The organism is Streptomyces sp. NPDC051822, assembly GCF_044452745.1.
GTDB lineage: Bacteria > Actinomycetota > Actinomycetes > Streptomycetales > Streptomycetaceae > Streptomyces.
Genome location: NZ_JBITBZ010000004.1, coordinates 87,492 through 102,513 on the forward strand (window position 1 = coordinate 87,492; position 15,022 = coordinate 102,513).

The following is a 15,022-nucleotide window of genomic DNA, read 5'->3' on the forward strand; positions in this document are numbered from 1 at the left end:
TAACGCGCGACGATCTCAGGACGCCGCCGGTTTTCCACAGCCCCGATCGGGGGCGGCATCCTGGCCGGCATCGGGGTCGGTGAGGTCGAGCTCGGCCCGTACGGTCTTCCCGACCGGGACGCGGTCGAGCACCGCCCACCGTGAGGCCAGGGCCTCGACGAGCAGCAGGCCGCGCCCGCCCTCGTCGAGGGGGCGGGGCGCCGTCGGCGCGGTCGGCCGCCGCTCGCCCCGGGTGTCGGAGACGTCGACCCGGAGCCGCGCCCCGGAGTCGTACGAGAGCGTCAGCTCGAAGTCGCGTCCGGGCACCCGGCCGTGGGTGACGGCATTGGCGGCGAGTTCGGCGACGAGCTGCCCGACGGTGTCGGCGGTCTCGGAGCCGTACGGAACTCCCCAACGGTCGAGTTGGTGGAGAGCGAGGCGGCGGGCGAGGCGCGCGCCGCGCGGGGTCGAGCTGAAGCGCTGGGTGAACACACGTACGGTGACGGCGGATTCGCGGGTCACGGGGAAGGTCATGGGGCCAATGTGGTGCCGCTCGGGCGCAGTTACCAGGTCAGGAACTCGTACGCTGCGACAGCGTACGGGTTCACACTCTGGACGGTACCGGTCACTACCCGTGAGCATGGGTGCGGTTCAACACGAGCGCACGGGTGCGGGAGGTGGCCGGAGTGACGGACGAGGTGCCGGGCGAGGGTCCGGGAGGAAACGAACCGGAGGCGTCGGACAGCCTGAGGGCGTTCGGGGAGGTGGTCAAGACCTTCCGGAAAAGGGCCGGCCTTACGCAGGAACAGTTCGCGCCGCTGGTCGGCTACTCGGTGCCGACGATCGCCTCGATCGAACAGGGCCGACGTTTACCTTCCGCCGATTTCGTGGAGCGGGCGGAGGAGGTGCTCGACGCGTTCGGGGTGATCCGGGCGGCGGCGAAGCACCTGGCACGGAAGCCGGGGCTCGCGAGCTGGTTCCGTCAGTGGGCGAGGCTGGAGCTCCAGGCGGTGACGCTGTACACGTACGAGAACCGACTGGTGCCAGGCTTGCTCCAGACGCCGGCGTACGCGAAGACGCTGTTCGACGAGCAGATCCCGGCGCTGGGAGACGACGAGATCGAGCCCCTGCTCACGGCCCGCGTCGAACGAACGAAGCTGCTCACGGAGCACCCCCACACGATCTACAGCTTCATCATCGAGGAGCACGTGTTGCGCCGCCTGACGGGCGGCCCGGAGGTCATGCGGGAGCAGGTCGGCCACATTCTCGACCTCTGCGCGCGGCGCAACATCGACATCCAGGTCATGCCGCAGTCGCGGGGGCATCACGCGGGCCTGGGCGGGCCCCTGCAACTCCTGGAGACCCCGGAGAACAAGTGGTACGCGTACTGCGAGGGACAGCGCGCCGCCCACCTCATCGCCGACCCGCAAGAGATCAGCATCCTCCAGAAGCGATATGCCAGGATGCGGGCACAGGCTCTTTCCGCAGAGGAGTCCGTGAGCCTGTTGCGGGAGATGCGAGGAGCAACATGAGCACCACCGACCTTGCCTGGTTCAAGAGCAGCTACAGCAGCAGCGGCAGCGGCGACTGCGTCGAAGTCGCCCTGGAATGGCACAAGTCCAGCTACAGCAGCAGTGGTGACGGCGACTGCGTCGAGGTCGCCGCCTGCCCCTCCACCGTTCACGTCCGCGACTCCAAGATCCCTGACGGCCCCAACTTCGCCGTGGCGTCCGTCGCCTGGACGGAGTTCCTCGACCAGCTGCGCTGACACGGCGAAGAGGAAGCATCACTTCCATGTCCCCGGTTCGTAACGAGCGGGAGTGGAACGGCACAGGGCGGCGACGCCTGGGCAGAATCGGGTCGCCATCCACACCGTTCAAGCAATGTGAAGTACACGGGGGATCACCATGCGCGCTGCCCGGCAGAGTTGGAAGACCTATGCCCTGGGAGCGGCGGCCGTCGCCGCGCTCCTCTCGTCCACGGCCTGCCAGCCGGGCGGCAGCACGATCGACGTGCCGGTGGACCCGAAGCCCTCGGGTACGCCGAGCGCGACGGACTCCGCGAAGCCGGGTACGCCGAGCGCGACCGGCTCGGCGAAGCCCGGTACCGGCACCCCGGCCGCCACCGAATCCGGCAGCGTCAGCGACGGCACCGCGAAGGCCTGCGCCGACCCGGACCTGTCGATCGCCACGTCGTACTGGCCGAAGGACAACGGTCAGCACATGCTCATCACGGCCACCAACGTCACCGACAAGCCCTGCACGCTCTACCACTACCCGTTCGTCTACTTCGGCCAGGACAACGACAACCCTCTCGGGCCGATGGAGTCCAAGCCGACGGCGGTCGCCACGATCGGGCCGAAGGAGAAGGCGTACGCAGGCATGAAGCTGTTCCTCGGGGGCGAGAAGACGACGACGTACACCTCGTTCGGCCTCGGCTACCACGACCCGAACAGCAACAACGACGGTTCTCCGGTCGACGTGTCCCTGTCCGGTGAGGTCGATTTCGTGACCGTCGGCCCCAACCCGTCGGTCACGTTCTGGAACCGCGACCGCAGCGAGGTCGAGAAGTACGTGTTCAAGGCCGGGTGACGTAGAAGGTCGGGTCGGCGGGTGGCCGCTGCACGGAGGCCCTCTGTCAGGATGCGTGTACCGGCCCTCCTTTCCGCACGAAGGGGGCCGGTGCCGTACGACGACCCGAGGAGCGACACACGCATGAGCACGACCCCCGGCGACTACCTCTCCGGCCTGTTCTCCCTCGAAGGGCGCACCGCCCTCGTCACCGGCGGCAGCTCCGGCATCGGGCGTGCCATCGCCGGGGCCCTGGCCCGCTCCGGGGCGAGGGTGGTGGTGCTGGCCCGCAAGGAAGCGGAGCTGGTCGCGACCGTGGACGAGCTGACGGGCGACGGGTGCCGGGCGGCGTGGGTCAGCGCGGACCTGAGTACGCGCGCGGGGATCAGGGCGGGGGCGGAGGAGGCGGCGGCCGTCTTCGGGGAGCCCGACATCCTGGTGAACTCCGCCGGCGTCAACCTCCGCCCGCCGCTGGGCGAGCTCGACGAGGAGGTCTGGGACACGACGATGACCGTGAACCTGGAGGCTCCGTTCCTCCTCGGTCAGCGTTTCGGCCCCGGGATGGCCGAGCGCGGCTTCGGCCGGATCATCCACGTCACCTCGCAGCAGGCGCACCGCGCGTTCGTGCAGAGCGGTGCGTACGGGGTGTCCAAGGGCGCCCTGGAGTCCCTGGCCCGTTCGCAGGCCGAGGCCTGGTCGCCGTACGGCGTGACCGCCAACACCCTGGTCCCGGGTTTCGTGATGACCCCGCTCAACCAGCGCCTGTCCTCCGATCCGGACAAGGTGGCCGCCCTGGCCGCCCGCACGATGGTCGGCCGCAACGGCCTCGCCGATGACTTCGCGGGCGCGGCCGTCTTCCTGGCGAGCACCTCGTCCGCGTACGTCACGGGCCAGTCCCTCTTCGTGGACGGCGGCCTCTCCGTCCACTGAGAGCCGCACGGCCTTTCCGCCAACCCGGGGCAGCGGCACGGGTGGTTGCTCTACTTTGGATCTCCTCAGCCGATCGACGGGGGGATCCGCCGCATGACCGAGGACGAGATCGGGACCGCACCGACCACAGGGTTCGGCCGCCGGCTGAGCCCCCACGCGAAGGGCTGACCTCTTCACCGTGGAGCAGCTGACGGAGCAGGACCCCACCCACATCGGCCCCTACCGTCTGATCGCCCGCCTCGGCGAGGGCGGAATGGGCCTGGTCTACCTGGGCCGGTCCGAGCTCGGCCGTACGGTCGCGGTGAAGGTCGTACAGGCCGAGCACGCCCAGCATCCCGAGTTCCGCAGGCGGTTCGCTCGCGAGGTCGCCGCGGCCAGACGGGTGGGCGGCGACTGGACGGCTGCCGTCCTGGACGCGGACACCGAGGCGGCCGTGCCCTGGGTGGCGACCCAGTACATCCCCGGCCCCGACCTGACCACCGTGGTCGGCAAGACCTTCGGTCCGCTGCCCGAGCACTCGGTCCACACCCTCGCCAACCGTCTCGCCCTCGCCCTGCGGGCGGTGCACGAGGCGGGCCTGATCCACCGCGACCTGAAGCCCTCGAACGTGCTGGTGACCGTCGACGGCCCCCGGGTCATCGACTTCGGGATCGCCCGGGCACTCGACAGCATCGGCGGGGACAGTCTGCTCACCCGCACCGGCATGCTGATCGGCTCCCCCGGTTTCATGTCTCCGGAGCAGGTCCGGGGCCACGAACTCACGCCGGCCAACGACGTCTTCTGCCTGGGCGCGGTCCTCGTCTACGCCGCCACCGGACGCCTTCTCTTCGGCGCCACGGACACCGGACTGAACGCGCACCTGTTCCGGATCGCCGAAGAGGAGGCGGACCTCACCGGCGTACCCGACTCACTCGTCGCTCTCGTCCGCGCGTGTCTGGAGAAGGACCCGGCGAAGCGGCCCACGCCCGCGCAGGTGATCGAGCGCACGGCACCGGACCGGGACGAGGAGTGGCTGCCCGGGGCGGTACTGGCCCATCTGGGGCGCCGCGCGGCGGAGCTGCTGGACTTCACCCCGCAGACGCGGGGCACGCAGCCGGACCCGCGGGCGGACCGGGTCGCCTCCTCGGCCGCTCAGCCCCAGCCGACCTCGTACCCCCTGCCGCCGGCTTCTTCTCCGGCTCCGTACGCCCCGAACCCGCACGATCCGACGGCCACCCCGGCGGACTCCATTCCCGCGGCGGGATTCGGACCACCGGCGGCCCCGCTGCCCGGCCCGCGGACCGCGCCCGATTCCTTCGGTCCGGCGGACATCGACGGGAGCCCTCCTGCCAGGCGCCGGTGGGGCCTTGCGATGGCGGTGTTCGCGCAACTGATCGTGCTGTTCGACGTGTCGACGTCGACGCTGCCCCATCTGCTGCACGAGATCAGCGCCGACGTGGGCATGGACCACTTCTCCGAGCAGTGGATGTTCGTCGGCTACGCCCTGGCCTTCGGTGCGCTGCTGTTCGTCGGCGGGCACGTCTCCGACCTCATCGGCCGCAAGCCGGCACTGCTCATCGGCCTGGCCGGTTTCGCGGTGAGCACAGCGATCGGCGCGTTGGCCCCCGGGCCCGCTGCACTGCTCGGGAGCCAGGTCCTCAAGGGCATCTTCGCCGCCCTGATCACCCCAGCCTCCCTCGGCCTCGTCGCCGCCCAGTTCACCGAGCCGAGGGGACGCAGGAGGGCCTTCGGGCTCTACTCCATGATCGGCCTCGGCGGTTCCGTGCTGACCGTGCCGCTCACCTATGCGTCGTCCTCCTGGCGCGTGTCCATGTACGTCACCGTCCTGCTGGCTCTCATCGCCCTCATCGGCACTGCCACCCTGGTCCGTGACCGGTCCGGCCGCCGCACTCCCACCCGCTTCGACGGGCTGGGCGCGCTGTTGAGCGCGTTCGGCGTCGCTGCCCTCGTCTTCGGCTTCGCGGAGTCCGCGGCAGCCGGATGGGGGGCTCCCATCCCGTCCGCGTCCCTCGCGTGCGGCATCCTCCTGATGGCGGCCTTCGCCCGGTGGCAGTCGAAGGCCCGGAGCGGGATCCTGCCGACCTATCCGGCCAGGACCCGCGACGGTTTCGGCGCGTCGCTCACCTTGTTGCTGATCGGGCTCGCCCTGTCGACGGTGATCGCGCCCCTCATCGGTCTCCTGTACGCCAACGTCGGACCGGTGCCCACGGTCGCGGTCTTCGTACTGCTGACCGCCTCGTTCCTCGTCGGCGCCCTGCCGGTCGCCGCCGGGCTGCTGCCCCGGATCGGGCCGCGCGCCCTGCTGGTGTCGGGTCTGCTCGTCGCGGCGGTCGGGCCGCTCATCCAGCTGGCCATGGGTGACTCCCTTCCCGCCACCTACCCCACCGTGATCTGCCTCGGCCTCGGTCTCGGCACGGCCGGCACGGTGCTCTACTCGACCGTCATGGACGGCATCGCCGCGCAGGACTCCGGTGGACGGGCCGGTCTCGTCATGGTGAACCAGCACCTGGGCGCCGAGCTCGGTTTCGCACTGCTCGTCGGAGCGGCCGGGTACAGATTCGGGCTGGCGGCCGCGTCCCTGCTGGTCGCCGCGCTGGTCGGAGGGCTGACGGTCAGGGCGAGGCCTCCGGAGGGAGGCCTCGCCACGGACGACCGACTGCTGCTCGTGAAGAACGGCCGCGTCACCCGCGTACCGACGGAGCTCCGCGGGCTGGAGCTGCTCCAGGAGATCAGCCGTCTGCTCCGGTCCGAGAACGTCACGATGACGAAGCTCGGCACGGACCTGACCCTGTGGCATGTCGTCGGCGCCGGAGCACCCGATCCGGTCGCGAGCCGTCTCATGGCCGGGTACGGCTTCGAGCCGGTCACCGGGGCCGTGGTCGTGGCCGGGCCCTTGATCGGCCACATGCCGTTCCCCCTGGGCGGCGATGTGGCCGATGGCCTCGCGCTCCGTCTGGAGCAGTAGCCCGTCCGGAGCGGTAGCCGTCCGGCTCAGTGCTCGCAGAGGGAGAACTCTCGTTCGTAGATCTGCTCGTTGTGTTCGTCGACGAAGAACTTGCGCTCCTGCATGAGCTGCTCGCGGTACTCCTTGGCCTGCTCCAGCGTCATGGTCGAGGTGTCGGACCAGGGCTGCTGCGGCGGCACGTCGGAGGTCGAGACGATGGTCTCCGACGGGTCGACCAGGAAGAACGCGAGGATCTTGCGGTGTCCCGGGCGGGTGGGGTCCGCGAGGCGGAACGAGCCGACGCGGTGCTGCAGGACGTTCGGGAAGGCCAGGCAGCGGCCCTCCGGGGTCGATGCCGATCCCAGCACCTGGTTCAGCGCGTCCTCGTCCTCCAGTCCGTAGACCTCACGCATGCCGTTGTCGTCGTTCTGCTCGTAGCGCGGGTCGTCGACCGCCGTCCGGAAACTCAGCAGGCTCTCGGTGATGTTCTCGCTGTCGTAGTAGTAGAGGCCGGTCGAGACGATCCGCTCGTTCACCATGCCCTCGACGTGCCAGGAACCACCCGCGTACTCGGGGTCCTCGGGGGTGAGGTGGATGGTGGCGAGCTTGACGATGACCTGGAGTCGGCGGCCGCGCAGGTCGACGCGGGCGGATGCGTCGGGCGGCTCGGGCGCGGTGAAGTCCGGGGCGTCCGGGATGACCGGAACGCGGTCCTCCCACCACGCGTCCATGGCGTCTTCATAGGCGCTGACGGCTTTGTCGTAGGCCTCGGGGTCGCTGAAGGAGTCCTCGTCCGGCTCCTCCGGCTCCGAGTCGTACCAGCCGTAGGGATCGGCCTCGATCCGCACGGGCCGGGGATGGCGCAGATCGGTCAGCACGTTCTCCAGCAGCGGGAGCATGCTCGCGAACAAGTCCGGGAGGACGGCGGCCAGTTCGTGGTGATCCTCGGGGTGGACGTTGTTGACGTACGAACGGAAGGCGACGTCGCCGTCGTCACTGACGTCGACGTCCGTGGGCAGCCACTGGAACTTCTCCGAGAACTCGTACGCCGAGTAGCGGTCCGTCGGGTTCTTCCACGCCTCGTCGGGCACCCCGCTCACGCCCTTCACCAGGCAGAACAGTGAGGGATGCACCAGATCCAGCACCTGACCGCCGGATCCGGGATGCCAGTCCCGCTCCGCCTCGGGAACGTCTTCCAGTACCCGCACGGCCTCGCGCAGCCGGGACCTGAGCTTGTCGTCGACCAGCGAGTCCGACTGCCACACCCCGTCGACGGCCGACACCTCGATGCCGGTCCGCGCGTCCCGCCGTCCGGCGTAGTGCGCGAGCTCGTCGAGCACGTAGCGGACCTGCGCCTCGGTGAGGCCCTGGGCGACCGCCTCCTGGGTCCACCTGGCGACGATGCCCGCGTCGTTCATCTTGTCGAACCATCCGGGCTTGGCCCGGATGACAGAACTGCACTGGATCATCTCGAGTTCGCGCAGTGTCCGGGGTGTCGCGAGCGCTATGGAACGGGTGGCGCGAAACGGCAGCGGGAAGGCAGACAGGCCGGTCAATTCTCTTGTTCCTCACAGTCGGTGTGCGGTGGCGGGAAGAATACGTGAGCGCACTGACACCGCATCGTTTCCAGGAGGTTGCTCCATGAAGTCGACGAAGCTCGCGGCTCTGATCGCGGCGTCAGGCATTCTGACGCTGTCCGCCTGCGGAGGCGCTTCCGGCGGCACGGAGGAGATCTCCACCACCGGAACCGACCCGAAGATCATCGTCCACGACCTGTCGGTGGCTCCCGGCATGACGCTGAAGGGGCGTCTGGCCTCCCTGCGGGACGGCTCGTGCCTGGTCGTCACGGGCGAACGCGCGGGCGAGCAGTTCACGGCCTCTCCCCTCTGGCCCAGGGGTGCCGAGCCGACCCTGTCCGACGGAAGGCGCGGAGTGAAGGTGCCGGGCTTCGGGACCATCTCGGAAGGCGACAGCATCGTCGCGGCGGGCAGCTACTGGGAGGCCGGCGACAAGAGGACGGACGGCGTCGAGATGAACGCGCCCTGCCTGGCCGAAGACGGTTTCATCGTCTTCAACCGCGACTCGTTCCAGTCCTGACGACGGGCGGCCCGCTCCCCGGGCGCTCGCCGAAGATCCCGCCGCCGCCCGGGGCTGGGATGGTACTGGCGTGCGGGGCCGCCGGGACCAGGTAACGTCTTTGGCGTGACCGACAGCAAGAACATCAACAACCCCGTGGGCCAGGGCGGCGGACAGCGCAAGAAGCTGTCCCGCGCCGAGCGGCAGAACAACGGTCCGCACCGCAACCTCGACCGCCAGAACGCCGCCGACCGGAAGGCGGAGCTGGTGCGCAAGATGCGCGAGAAGGCGGCCGCTGCCGGGGGCGCCGGGCAGGCGGACGACGACACCGCACAGAGCTGACGCACCGCCGCCGCAGGGCGGCGGCACCGTACGGCAGCAGGGCCCGGACCGCGACACGCGGCCCGGGCCCTGCTGCCGTACGGGACGGGCGATCACGGATCGGTCAGAGCACTGCGCTTCGGGCCGCTCCAGCCGTCGGGTGGAAGTTGAGGCGTTCACGGACGACGGGGAAGCCGGCCCTGGCGAAGTTCGCGGCCATGGGGAAGTTCCCCTGGTCCGTCGCCGCGGTGACGAACTCCGCGCCCTCCTCGACCAGGCGGTGGGTGCACTCCGCGAGGAGGTCGTAGGCGTAACCGCGACCGCGCTGTTCCGGTACGACCCCGATGAAGCCGATGGTCGGGCCCGAGGGGTTGTGGGCCGGGATGTGGATGCCGACGAGGTCGCCCTCCGGTGTGTGCGCCGTCTGCCACCACTCCCGCGGGGACGGGCACCAGTGGAAGAAGTCGAGCTCCTCCTGCGCGGCCTTGTCGGGGCCGCCCTCCTCCATGGCCCTCAGCGCGTGGGCGTCCAGGGTGACGGAGTGGATGCGGCGCAGCGCGTCGAAGAACACGCCGTCGTCGGCCTCGGCGCCGAAGCGTAGGCGACCGGGCCGCTCGGGCAGGCCGCAATCCGGGGTCCAGCGGTACAGGAAGCGTTCCACCAGGAGCTCGTACCCCGCGGCTCGCGCGGCGGCGAAGCGCGTCTCGGCGGCGGCGCGCAGGTCGGCCTTCTCCCGCCAGCCGCCGGGCAGGTTGATCTCGAGTTCGACCTGCCGGGGAGCGGAGCGCAGGAGCGCGGCCCCGGCCTCCTCCTCGCCCTCGGCCACGTCGAACCAGTTGATGTTGACGGGCTCCGGGTCGTCGGGGCCGCCCCACCAGGCGCCGCGTGCGACGACCTCGCCGTCGCGCAGAGCGACGCGCTTCCAGTCGGGGCGGAACCGGGTGAGCCGATGGCCTTCGCCGGCGCCCAGGGGGTCGGGAAGTGCGTCGAAGAGATGGGCGTCGCTCGCGGAGAGCGCGCGGATGACCGGATCGGTCATGGATTCCTCCGGGATACAGGCTGCTGGAAGCGCTCCCGGTCAGAACTCGCGAACCACGCCGGGACAGCGGAAAGGGGAGCGCAGGAAAGGTGTGAACCGCACGGCACTCGCCTCCTTCCGTCCGTCTCAGGGCGTGGGGCCACACAGTAGGTGATCTTCCGCGGGCCCGTCCACGGGTTTCGGGATAATCGGTGGAGCCGCCGCGGGCGTGCTGCCAGGGTGAGGCGCATGCCGCCGCACCCCATGGAGGAACCACTGCGCCAGTTGCACGCCTCGCTCCGGCTCCGCAAGCGCCCCGAGGACATCGCCCAGCTGATCCAGGACATGTACACCGCCCGGGGGATCACACCCGACGCGGCGACCGCGGCCGCGCTCGAGAAGGCCGCCGCTCACTCGCTGAGCCGGACGTGGCACGGGTACACCTCGATGCTGGAGGACTTCGCGCGGCCCGTCGGCGCGCAGCGCCAGCTCGGGCGGGCCGCGAGCCTCTTCGCCACCGTGCCGGACCTCCCCGAGGCGGCGGGCGAGGACCCCGCCGAGATCGAGGCGGTGATCCGGCGGGCCGGGGAGGAGATCCGGCGGCAGTACGGCGAGAACGACTTCGGGCTCGACCGGCTGAACCGGGAGGAGCGGGCCGAGGCCGGTATCGGCGACCTCTCCAAGCGCCAGTACAACAAGCGGTTCCGGCTGCTGCGGCGGATGGAGGCCAAGCTGGCCCGGCTCCTCCACGAGCAGCGCCGGTACGAGGTCGTCGTCACCGGAAAGGGGGCGCTCGCGCACGCCCTGCCGTACGAGCTGTTCGCCGAGGACCCCGACACGGCGGCCTTCGTCGCGTACCTCACCGCCCGCGCGCACATGCGGAGCATCTTCACGAACGGCAGACAGCGCAGGCCGTACGACGAGGTCGCGGACGCGCTCTTCCAGCGGCTGCGCGCGGCGGAGGGCCGGACGAACTGGTACGCGGTGGCGCACGTGCATCCCACGGCCGAGGTCCTCGGGCACCTCTCGGACGACGAGCTGGTCCGGCTCCTCGTCCGCTGGAACCGGTTCCTCCGCGAGGTCGCCGAGCTGCTCGAAGACGCCTGGAACCGCTCCTCCATCGAGGCCGCGAGCATGATCGTGCGGCGCGGCGACGACTCGTCGACCTGGAACCAGGCGGCGCAGGCCTGGAGCACCGCCCGGGCCCACTGGTTCGCCCTGATGACCGAGCTGGGGCAGCAGGAGGTCCTCGACCGGGTGTGTCCGGGCAAGGTGCCGCGGCTGATGGCGGCGGACGTGGCGTACTGGCACCGCAGGAGCGGCGGGGGCCTGCACCCCGACACGTACGTGTGGTCGGACCTGCCCCGGCCGTGGGAGGTCCTGCGCGGGGAGGCGGAGTGCCCGCGCTCGCTGGTCGCGTCGGTCTGCAAGCGGTACGGCGTGGACCCGGTCGCGGGCGGCTGGACGGCGCCGCGGCCGACGGCTGAGGCCGTCGGGTTCCGCCGTACACCGGAACTGGTGCACGGCGTGGCGGTGGCCGACCCGCTGATGGCGAGCGCGCTCAGGTCCGCCGGGGTGTTCTCGGGGAAGGGGCAGCGGGCGGCGGCGGCCGAATGGCTGTGAGGGGCAGGCACGTCGGATAAATCGATTGCCTGGAACGACACGGCCGTCGGAGAATCGCGACGGCGACAAGGAAGCTCTGTGGAGGAGCGCCCGGCTCGATCTCCGGGTGGACGTAGGTTCGAATCCTGCCCTTGTCGCCGCTGACTGTCGCGCCGAGGGGCGCCGGAGGACGAGGAGGTGTGACCCGTGAACGCGGTATCGACATGGGCGCTCCCCTCGGGGACCACGGTCGGGCGATAGGTCGTCCGGGAGCGCCGTACAGAGCACTCCCGAAAGGCACGACCATGCGGTTCACCTCCGAACAGCACCTCGACGACGGCGTCCTCGAACGCGCATTCACCCTCGGCGACATCCCCGGCATCCTGTGGACGCCCGCGTCCGCGGCCGCGCCGACGCCGCTGATCCTGATCGGCCACCCGCCCCTCGGACTGCGCAGGATGTACCCCCGCCTTGCGGGGCGGGCCCGGTACTACGCGGCGGAGTACGGCTGGGCCGCGGCCACCATCGAGCTCCCCGGGAGCGGCGACCGGCCTCGGTGGCCCGCCGCCGAACAGGCCCGTGCCGACCTGCGCCGGGCGATGGAGGCCGGCGAACCGGTGAGCGCCGAGATCGTCGACGCCCTCGTCCTCCCGCTGGTCGAGAAGGCGGTCCCGGAATGGCAGACGGCCCTGGACGCGCTCCTGACGCTGCCGGAGATCGGCGGCCCGGTCGGCTTCGAGGGGGGAGTGATCTCCATCGGCATCCGACTGGCGGTGGTCGAGCCGCGCATCGCGGTCGCGGGCTTCTTCGCCGGAAGCTTCGTCCCCGCCGCCATCGTCGAGGAGGCCCGACAGGTCACCCTGCCGATGCGGGTCCTGCTCCAGTGGGACGACGAGGGCAACGACCGGGAGGCGGCCCTCGCCCTCTTCGACGCCTTCGGCTCCGAGGAGAAGTCCCTCCACGCCAACCTCGGCGGCCACACCGGCGTCCCACGCTCCGAACTGGAGGACGGCGCCCGCTTCTTCGCCCGCCACCTGACGTGAGGCACCGTCGTGTGATGCTGCAACCGTGAACGGTGACGAGATAGGTGTGCAGGCGCCCGTGGTCCGGTCGGGTGATCCGTATGAGGCGCTCGCGGCTCTTGAGGGGGCCGTGCCCGGGCTGCGGGCGCTGCGTGGGCGTACGGCGGGTCGTGTCGACTGGGCCGTGGTCGAGCGGGGGCTCGGGACGGCGTTGCCGGGGGACTTCAAGCTGCTCGCCGAGTCGTATCCGCCTCTGCTCTTCGGCGACTACCTGTCCTTCCGGACTCCGGCGCCCGGTGCCGAGGAGGCGTGGGTGAAGGCCACCATCGAGGAGCGGGAGGACGTGGCGGACCTCCTCGACATCGAGGACCTCGGCGGCGTCCTGGCCGTGTACCCGGAACCCGGCGGCCTGCTGGTCTGGGGCGGCTCGAACCAGGGCGACACCTTCATGTGGACCACCACGGGCACCGGGCCCGAGGCGTGGAAGGTCACGGTCGGCTCCCACAGCGGGGACTGGTGGCACTACGACGCCGGAGCGGTCCAGTTCACGGCGGACCTGGTCTCCGGCGCCCTTCGGCCCTGGGGGCTCCCCCGGGTCCGACCCGAGGTCGTGGCAGTCGGCGGGGGCACGGGCGGGGAAGCGTAGGCTCCCCGCCCGGTCGGCCGGGCTCCCGCCCGGTCGGCCTCAGCCCTCCTGCGGCTCCAGCCGCAGCGAGATCGAGTTGATGCAGTACCGCTGGTCCGTCGGGGTGGGGTAGCCCTCGCCCTCGAAGACGTGGCCGAGGTGCGAGCCGCAGCGGGAGCAGCGGACCTCGGTGCGGAGCATGCCGTGGGAGCGGTCCTCGATCAGTTCGACGGCGGAGCTGTCCTTCGGGTCGAAGAACGACGGCCAGCCGCAGTGGGACTCGAACTTCTCGTTCGACGTGAACAGCTCCGAGCCGCAGGCCCGGCAGGAGTACACGCCCTTGGTCTTCGTATCGGTGTACTCACCGCGGAAGGCGGGCTCGGTGCCGGCCTGGCGCAGGACCTGGTACTCCGCCGGGGTCAGCTCGGCGCGCCACTGCTCGTCCGGCTTCTCGACCTCGTACGACATCGTTCGCTCCTCAGTTCGCCTCGATGTGGGCGAGGATCTTCGGACCGAGGTCCGTGACGTCTCCCGCGCCCATCGTGAGAACGAGATCGCCGGGGCCGGCCATTCCCGCCACGACCCGCGGCACCGTGGCCGCGTCGGACACGGCCGTCACGTCGGCGCCGGCCGTCCGCGCGGCGGCGATGATCAGCTCGCTGGTGATGCCGGGGATCGGGTCCTCGCGGGCCGGGTAGATGTCGAGGACGACGGACGCGTCGGCGAGGGCCAGCGCGTCGCCCATCTCCTTGCCCAGCTCCTGGGTGCGGGAGAAGAGGTGCGGCTGGAAGACGACGAGGAGCCGGGAGGCTCCGGCGGCGCCCCGCATGGCCTCCAGGTCGGCGGTCATCTCGGTGGGGTGGTGCGCGTACGAGTCGATGACCTGGACGCCCTTGGCCTCGCCCTTGAGCTGGAGGCGGCGGCCGACGCCGGTGTAGGCGGTGAGGGCCTGGGCCAGCTCGGCCGGGTCGATGCCGACGCGGGCGCCCGCGGCGAGGGCCGCGGCGGCGTTGTGGGCGTAGTGGCGGCCGGGGACGGAGACGACGAAGGTGTGCTCGACGCCGTCGAGGGCGACCGTCACCTCGCTCTTCATCCCGTTGGGGACGATCTTGAGGATGCGGGCGTCGGAGTCCTCGGTCTCGCCGACCGTGACGATCTCCAGGCCCTCGCGGTCCGCGACCCGGCGGGCCAGTTCGCGGGCGCCGGCGTGCTCGCCGACGACCAGGGTGCCGCCGGGGCGGATCTTGGCGGTGAAGGCCTCGAAGGACTCGTAGATCTCGTCCATGGAGGCGTAGTTCGCGTGGTGGTCCAGCTCGACGTTGAGGACGATCGCGACCTCGGGGTCGTACTTCTGGAAGCTGCGGTCGCTCTCGTCGGCCTCGGCGACGAAGACCTCGCCCGCGCCGTGCTGGGCGTTGGTGCCGGGGCCGGCGAGGTCGCCGCCGATGGCGTACGAGGGGTCGAGGCCCAGTTCGGTGAGGGCGACGGCCAGCATGGAGGTCGTCGTGGTCTTGCCGTGCGTGCCGGCGACGGCGATGGCGCGCAGGCCGTCCATGAGGGAGGCGAGCGCGTCCGAGCGGTGGACGACGGGGATGCCGAGTTCGGCGGCGCGCGCCAGCTCGGGGTTGTCGGCGCGGATGGCGCTGGAGACGACGACGGCCGAGGCGTCGTCGGCGAGGTGCTCGGCGGCGTGGCCGATGTGCACCGTGGCGCCGAGGGCGCGCAGCGACTCGGCGGTCGCGGACTCCTTGGCGTCGCTGCCGGCGACCTTGGCGCCGCGCTGGGCGAGGATCTTCGCGATGCCCGACATTCCGGCACCGCCGATGCCGATGAAGTGCGGCCGTTCCATGGCGGTAGGGATGGCGGGTGCCATGCGGATCTCTCCCCGGGTGCGTTTCGTGCGTGGAAGCCCCCAGCCTAGTGGCTGCCGTGGTG

At 70.9% G+C, this 15,022-nt stretch carries 15 protein-coding genes and 1 tRNA gene; 11 read left to right on the forward strand and 5 right to left on the reverse strand.

Translation table 11 applies throughout. From position 1 onward, the window contains the following. Nucleotides 1-15 precede the first annotated feature (15 nt). A complete protein-coding gene (locus ACIA8N_RS15420; RefSeq protein ID WP_365780646.1) occupies nucleotides 16-513 on the reverse strand; it encodes an ATP-binding protein in 498 nt (165 codons plus the stop codon). 152 nt (nucleotides 514-665) lie between these two features. Here ACIA8N_RS15420 and ACIA8N_RS15425 point away from each other — a divergent pair, with 152 nt between their 5' ends. From ACIA8N_RS15425 to ACIA8N_RS15445, 5 genes are all read left to right on the forward strand, one after another. Beyond that, complete coding sequence (locus ACIA8N_RS15425) at nucleotides 666-1,511, forward strand: helix-turn-helix transcriptional regulator (protein WP_365780645.1); 846 nt, start codon at nucleotides 666-668, stop codon at nucleotides 1,509-1,511. Further along, a complete protein-coding gene (locus tag ACIA8N_RS15430) occupies nucleotides 1,508-1,747 on the forward strand; it encodes a DUF397 domain-containing protein (RefSeq protein ID WP_365780644.1) in 240 nt (79 codons plus the stop codon). The genes ACIA8N_RS15425 and ACIA8N_RS15430 overlap by 4 nt, the downstream gene beginning before the upstream one ends. A gap of 139 nt (nucleotides 1,748-1,886) precedes the next feature. Continuing rightward, nucleotides 1,887-2,570, forward strand: coding sequence for a DUF4232 domain-containing protein (locus ACIA8N_RS15435; protein WP_365780643.1), 684 nt, complete (start codon nucleotides 1,887-1,889; stop codon nucleotides 2,568-2,570). Nucleotides 2,571-2,693: 123 nt separating this feature from the next. Further along, entirely contained in the window at nucleotides 2,694-3,479 is a 786-nt protein-coding gene (locus ACIA8N_RS15440) for an SDR family oxidoreductase (protein WP_365780642.1), read from the forward strand. 178 nt (nucleotides 3,480-3,657) lie between these two features. After that, on the forward strand, nucleotides 3,658-6,444 hold the full coding sequence (locus tag ACIA8N_RS15445) for a bifunctional serine/threonine protein kinase/MFS transporter (RefSeq protein ID WP_399416461.1): 2,787 nt from the start codon (nucleotides 3,658-3,660) through the stop codon (nucleotides 6,442-6,444). A gap of 26 nt (nucleotides 6,445-6,470) precedes the next feature. On the opposite strand, the gene ACIA8N_RS15450 is transcribed toward ACIA8N_RS15445, so the two are convergent. Further along, complete coding sequence (locus tag ACIA8N_RS15450; protein WP_365780641.1) at nucleotides 6,471-7,979, reverse strand: DUF4246 domain-containing protein; 1,509 nt, start codon at nucleotides 7,977-7,979, stop codon at nucleotides 6,471-6,473. 85 nt (nucleotides 7,980-8,064) lie between these two features. On the opposite strand from ACIA8N_RS15450, the gene ACIA8N_RS15455 reads away from it, so the two are divergent. Beyond that, nucleotides 8,065-8,520 carry a hypothetical protein gene (locus ACIA8N_RS15455; protein WP_365780640.1) on the forward strand — a complete coding sequence of 152 codons (456 nt, stop codon included), beginning with the start codon at nucleotides 8,065-8,067 and terminating at the stop codon, nucleotides 8,518-8,520. 105 nt (nucleotides 8,521-8,625) lie between these two features. Continuing rightward, nucleotides 8,626-8,841 carry a DUF6243 family protein gene (locus ACIA8N_RS15460; protein WP_030549479.1) on the forward strand — a complete coding sequence of 72 codons (216 nt, stop codon included), beginning with the start codon at nucleotides 8,626-8,628 and terminating at the stop codon, nucleotides 8,839-8,841. A gap of 103 nt (nucleotides 8,842-8,944) precedes the next feature. On the opposite strand, the gene ACIA8N_RS15465 is transcribed toward ACIA8N_RS15460, so the two are convergent. Continuing rightward, a complete protein-coding gene (locus ACIA8N_RS15465) occupies nucleotides 8,945-9,859 on the reverse strand; it encodes a GNAT family N-acetyltransferase (RefSeq protein ID WP_365780639.1) in 915 nt (304 codons plus the stop codon). A gap of 228 nt (nucleotides 9,860-10,087) precedes the next feature. On the opposite strand from ACIA8N_RS15465, the gene ACIA8N_RS15470 reads away from it, so the two are divergent. From ACIA8N_RS15470 to ACIA8N_RS15485, 4 genes are all read left to right on the forward strand, one after another. Then, nucleotides 10,088-11,461, forward strand: a complete 1,374-nt coding sequence (locus ACIA8N_RS15470) for a hypothetical protein (protein WP_365780638.1) — start codon at nucleotides 10,088-10,090, stop codon at nucleotides 11,459-11,461. Between the two features lie 64 nt (nucleotides 11,462-11,525). Then, nucleotides 11,526-11,598: transfer RNA gene (locus ACIA8N_RS15475), tRNA-Ser, on the forward strand. A gap of 147 nt (nucleotides 11,599-11,745) precedes the next feature. After that, nucleotides 11,746-12,483 carry an alpha/beta hydrolase gene (locus ACIA8N_RS15480; protein WP_365780637.1) on the forward strand — a complete coding sequence of 246 codons (738 nt, stop codon included), beginning with the start codon at nucleotides 11,746-11,748 and terminating at the stop codon, nucleotides 12,481-12,483. Between the two features lie 25 nt (nucleotides 12,484-12,508). Further along, on the forward strand, nucleotides 12,509-13,108 hold the full coding sequence (locus ACIA8N_RS15485; protein WP_365780636.1) for an SMI1/KNR4 family protein: 600 nt from the start codon (nucleotides 12,509-12,511) through the stop codon (nucleotides 13,106-13,108). A 39-nt stretch (nucleotides 13,109-13,147) separates the two neighbouring features. On the opposite strand, the gene msrB is transcribed toward ACIA8N_RS15485, so the two are convergent. Together msrB and murC are read right to left on the reverse strand one after the other, a co-directional pair. After that, nucleotides 13,148-13,555 (reverse strand): peptide-methionine (R)-S-oxide reductase MsrB, encoded by a 408-nt coding sequence (msrB, locus tag ACIA8N_RS15490; RefSeq protein WP_365780635.1) that lies wholly within the window; start codon nucleotides 13,553-13,555, stop codon nucleotides 13,148-13,150. A gap of 10 nt (nucleotides 13,556-13,565) precedes the next feature. Beyond that, nucleotides 13,566-14,960, reverse strand: coding sequence for a UDP-N-acetylmuramate--L-alanine ligase (murC, locus tag ACIA8N_RS15495; RefSeq protein ID WP_365780634.1), 1,395 nt, complete (start codon nucleotides 14,958-14,960; stop codon nucleotides 13,566-13,568). Nucleotides 14,961-15,022 lie beyond the last annotated feature (62 nt).

Excerpts from the sequence above, each read along its gene's own strand:
- ACIA8N_RS15420 (WP_365780646.1), bottom strand. The coding sequence starts at position 513 with ATGACCTTCCCCGTGACCCGCGAATCCGCCGTCACCGTACGTGTGTTC.
- ACIA8N_RS15430 (WP_365780644.1), top strand. The coding sequence starts at position 1,508 with ATGAGCACCACCGACCTTGCCTGGTTCAAGAGCAGCTACAGCAGCAGC.
- ACIA8N_RS15435 (WP_365780643.1), top strand. The coding sequence starts at position 1,887 with ATGCGCGCTGCCCGGCAGAGTTGGAAGACCTATGCCCTGGGAGCGGCG.
- ACIA8N_RS15440 (WP_365780642.1), top strand. The coding sequence starts at position 2,694 with ATGAGCACGACCCCCGGCGACTACCTCTCCGGCCTGTTCTCCCTCGAA.
- ACIA8N_RS15455 (WP_365780640.1), top strand. The coding sequence starts at position 8,065 with ATGAAGTCGACGAAGCTCGCGGCTCTGATCGCGGCGTCAGGCATTCTG.
- ACIA8N_RS15465 (WP_365780639.1), bottom strand. The coding sequence starts at position 9,859 with ATGACCGATCCGGTCATCCGCGCGCTCTCCGCGAGCGACGCCCATCTC.
- ACIA8N_RS15470 (WP_365780638.1), top strand. The coding sequence starts at position 10,088 with ATGCCGCCGCACCCCATGGAGGAACCACTGCGCCAGTTGCACGCCTCG.
- ACIA8N_RS15480 (WP_365780637.1), top strand. The coding sequence starts at position 11,746 with ATGCGGTTCACCTCCGAACAGCACCTCGACGACGGCGTCCTCGAACGC.
- msrB (WP_365780635.1), bottom strand. The coding sequence starts at position 13,555 with ATGTCGTACGAGGTCGAGAAGCCGGACGAGCAGTGGCGCGCCGAGCTG.
- murC (WP_365780634.1), bottom strand. The coding sequence starts at position 14,960 with ATGGCACCCGCCATCCCTACCGCCATGGAACGGCCGCACTTCATCGGC.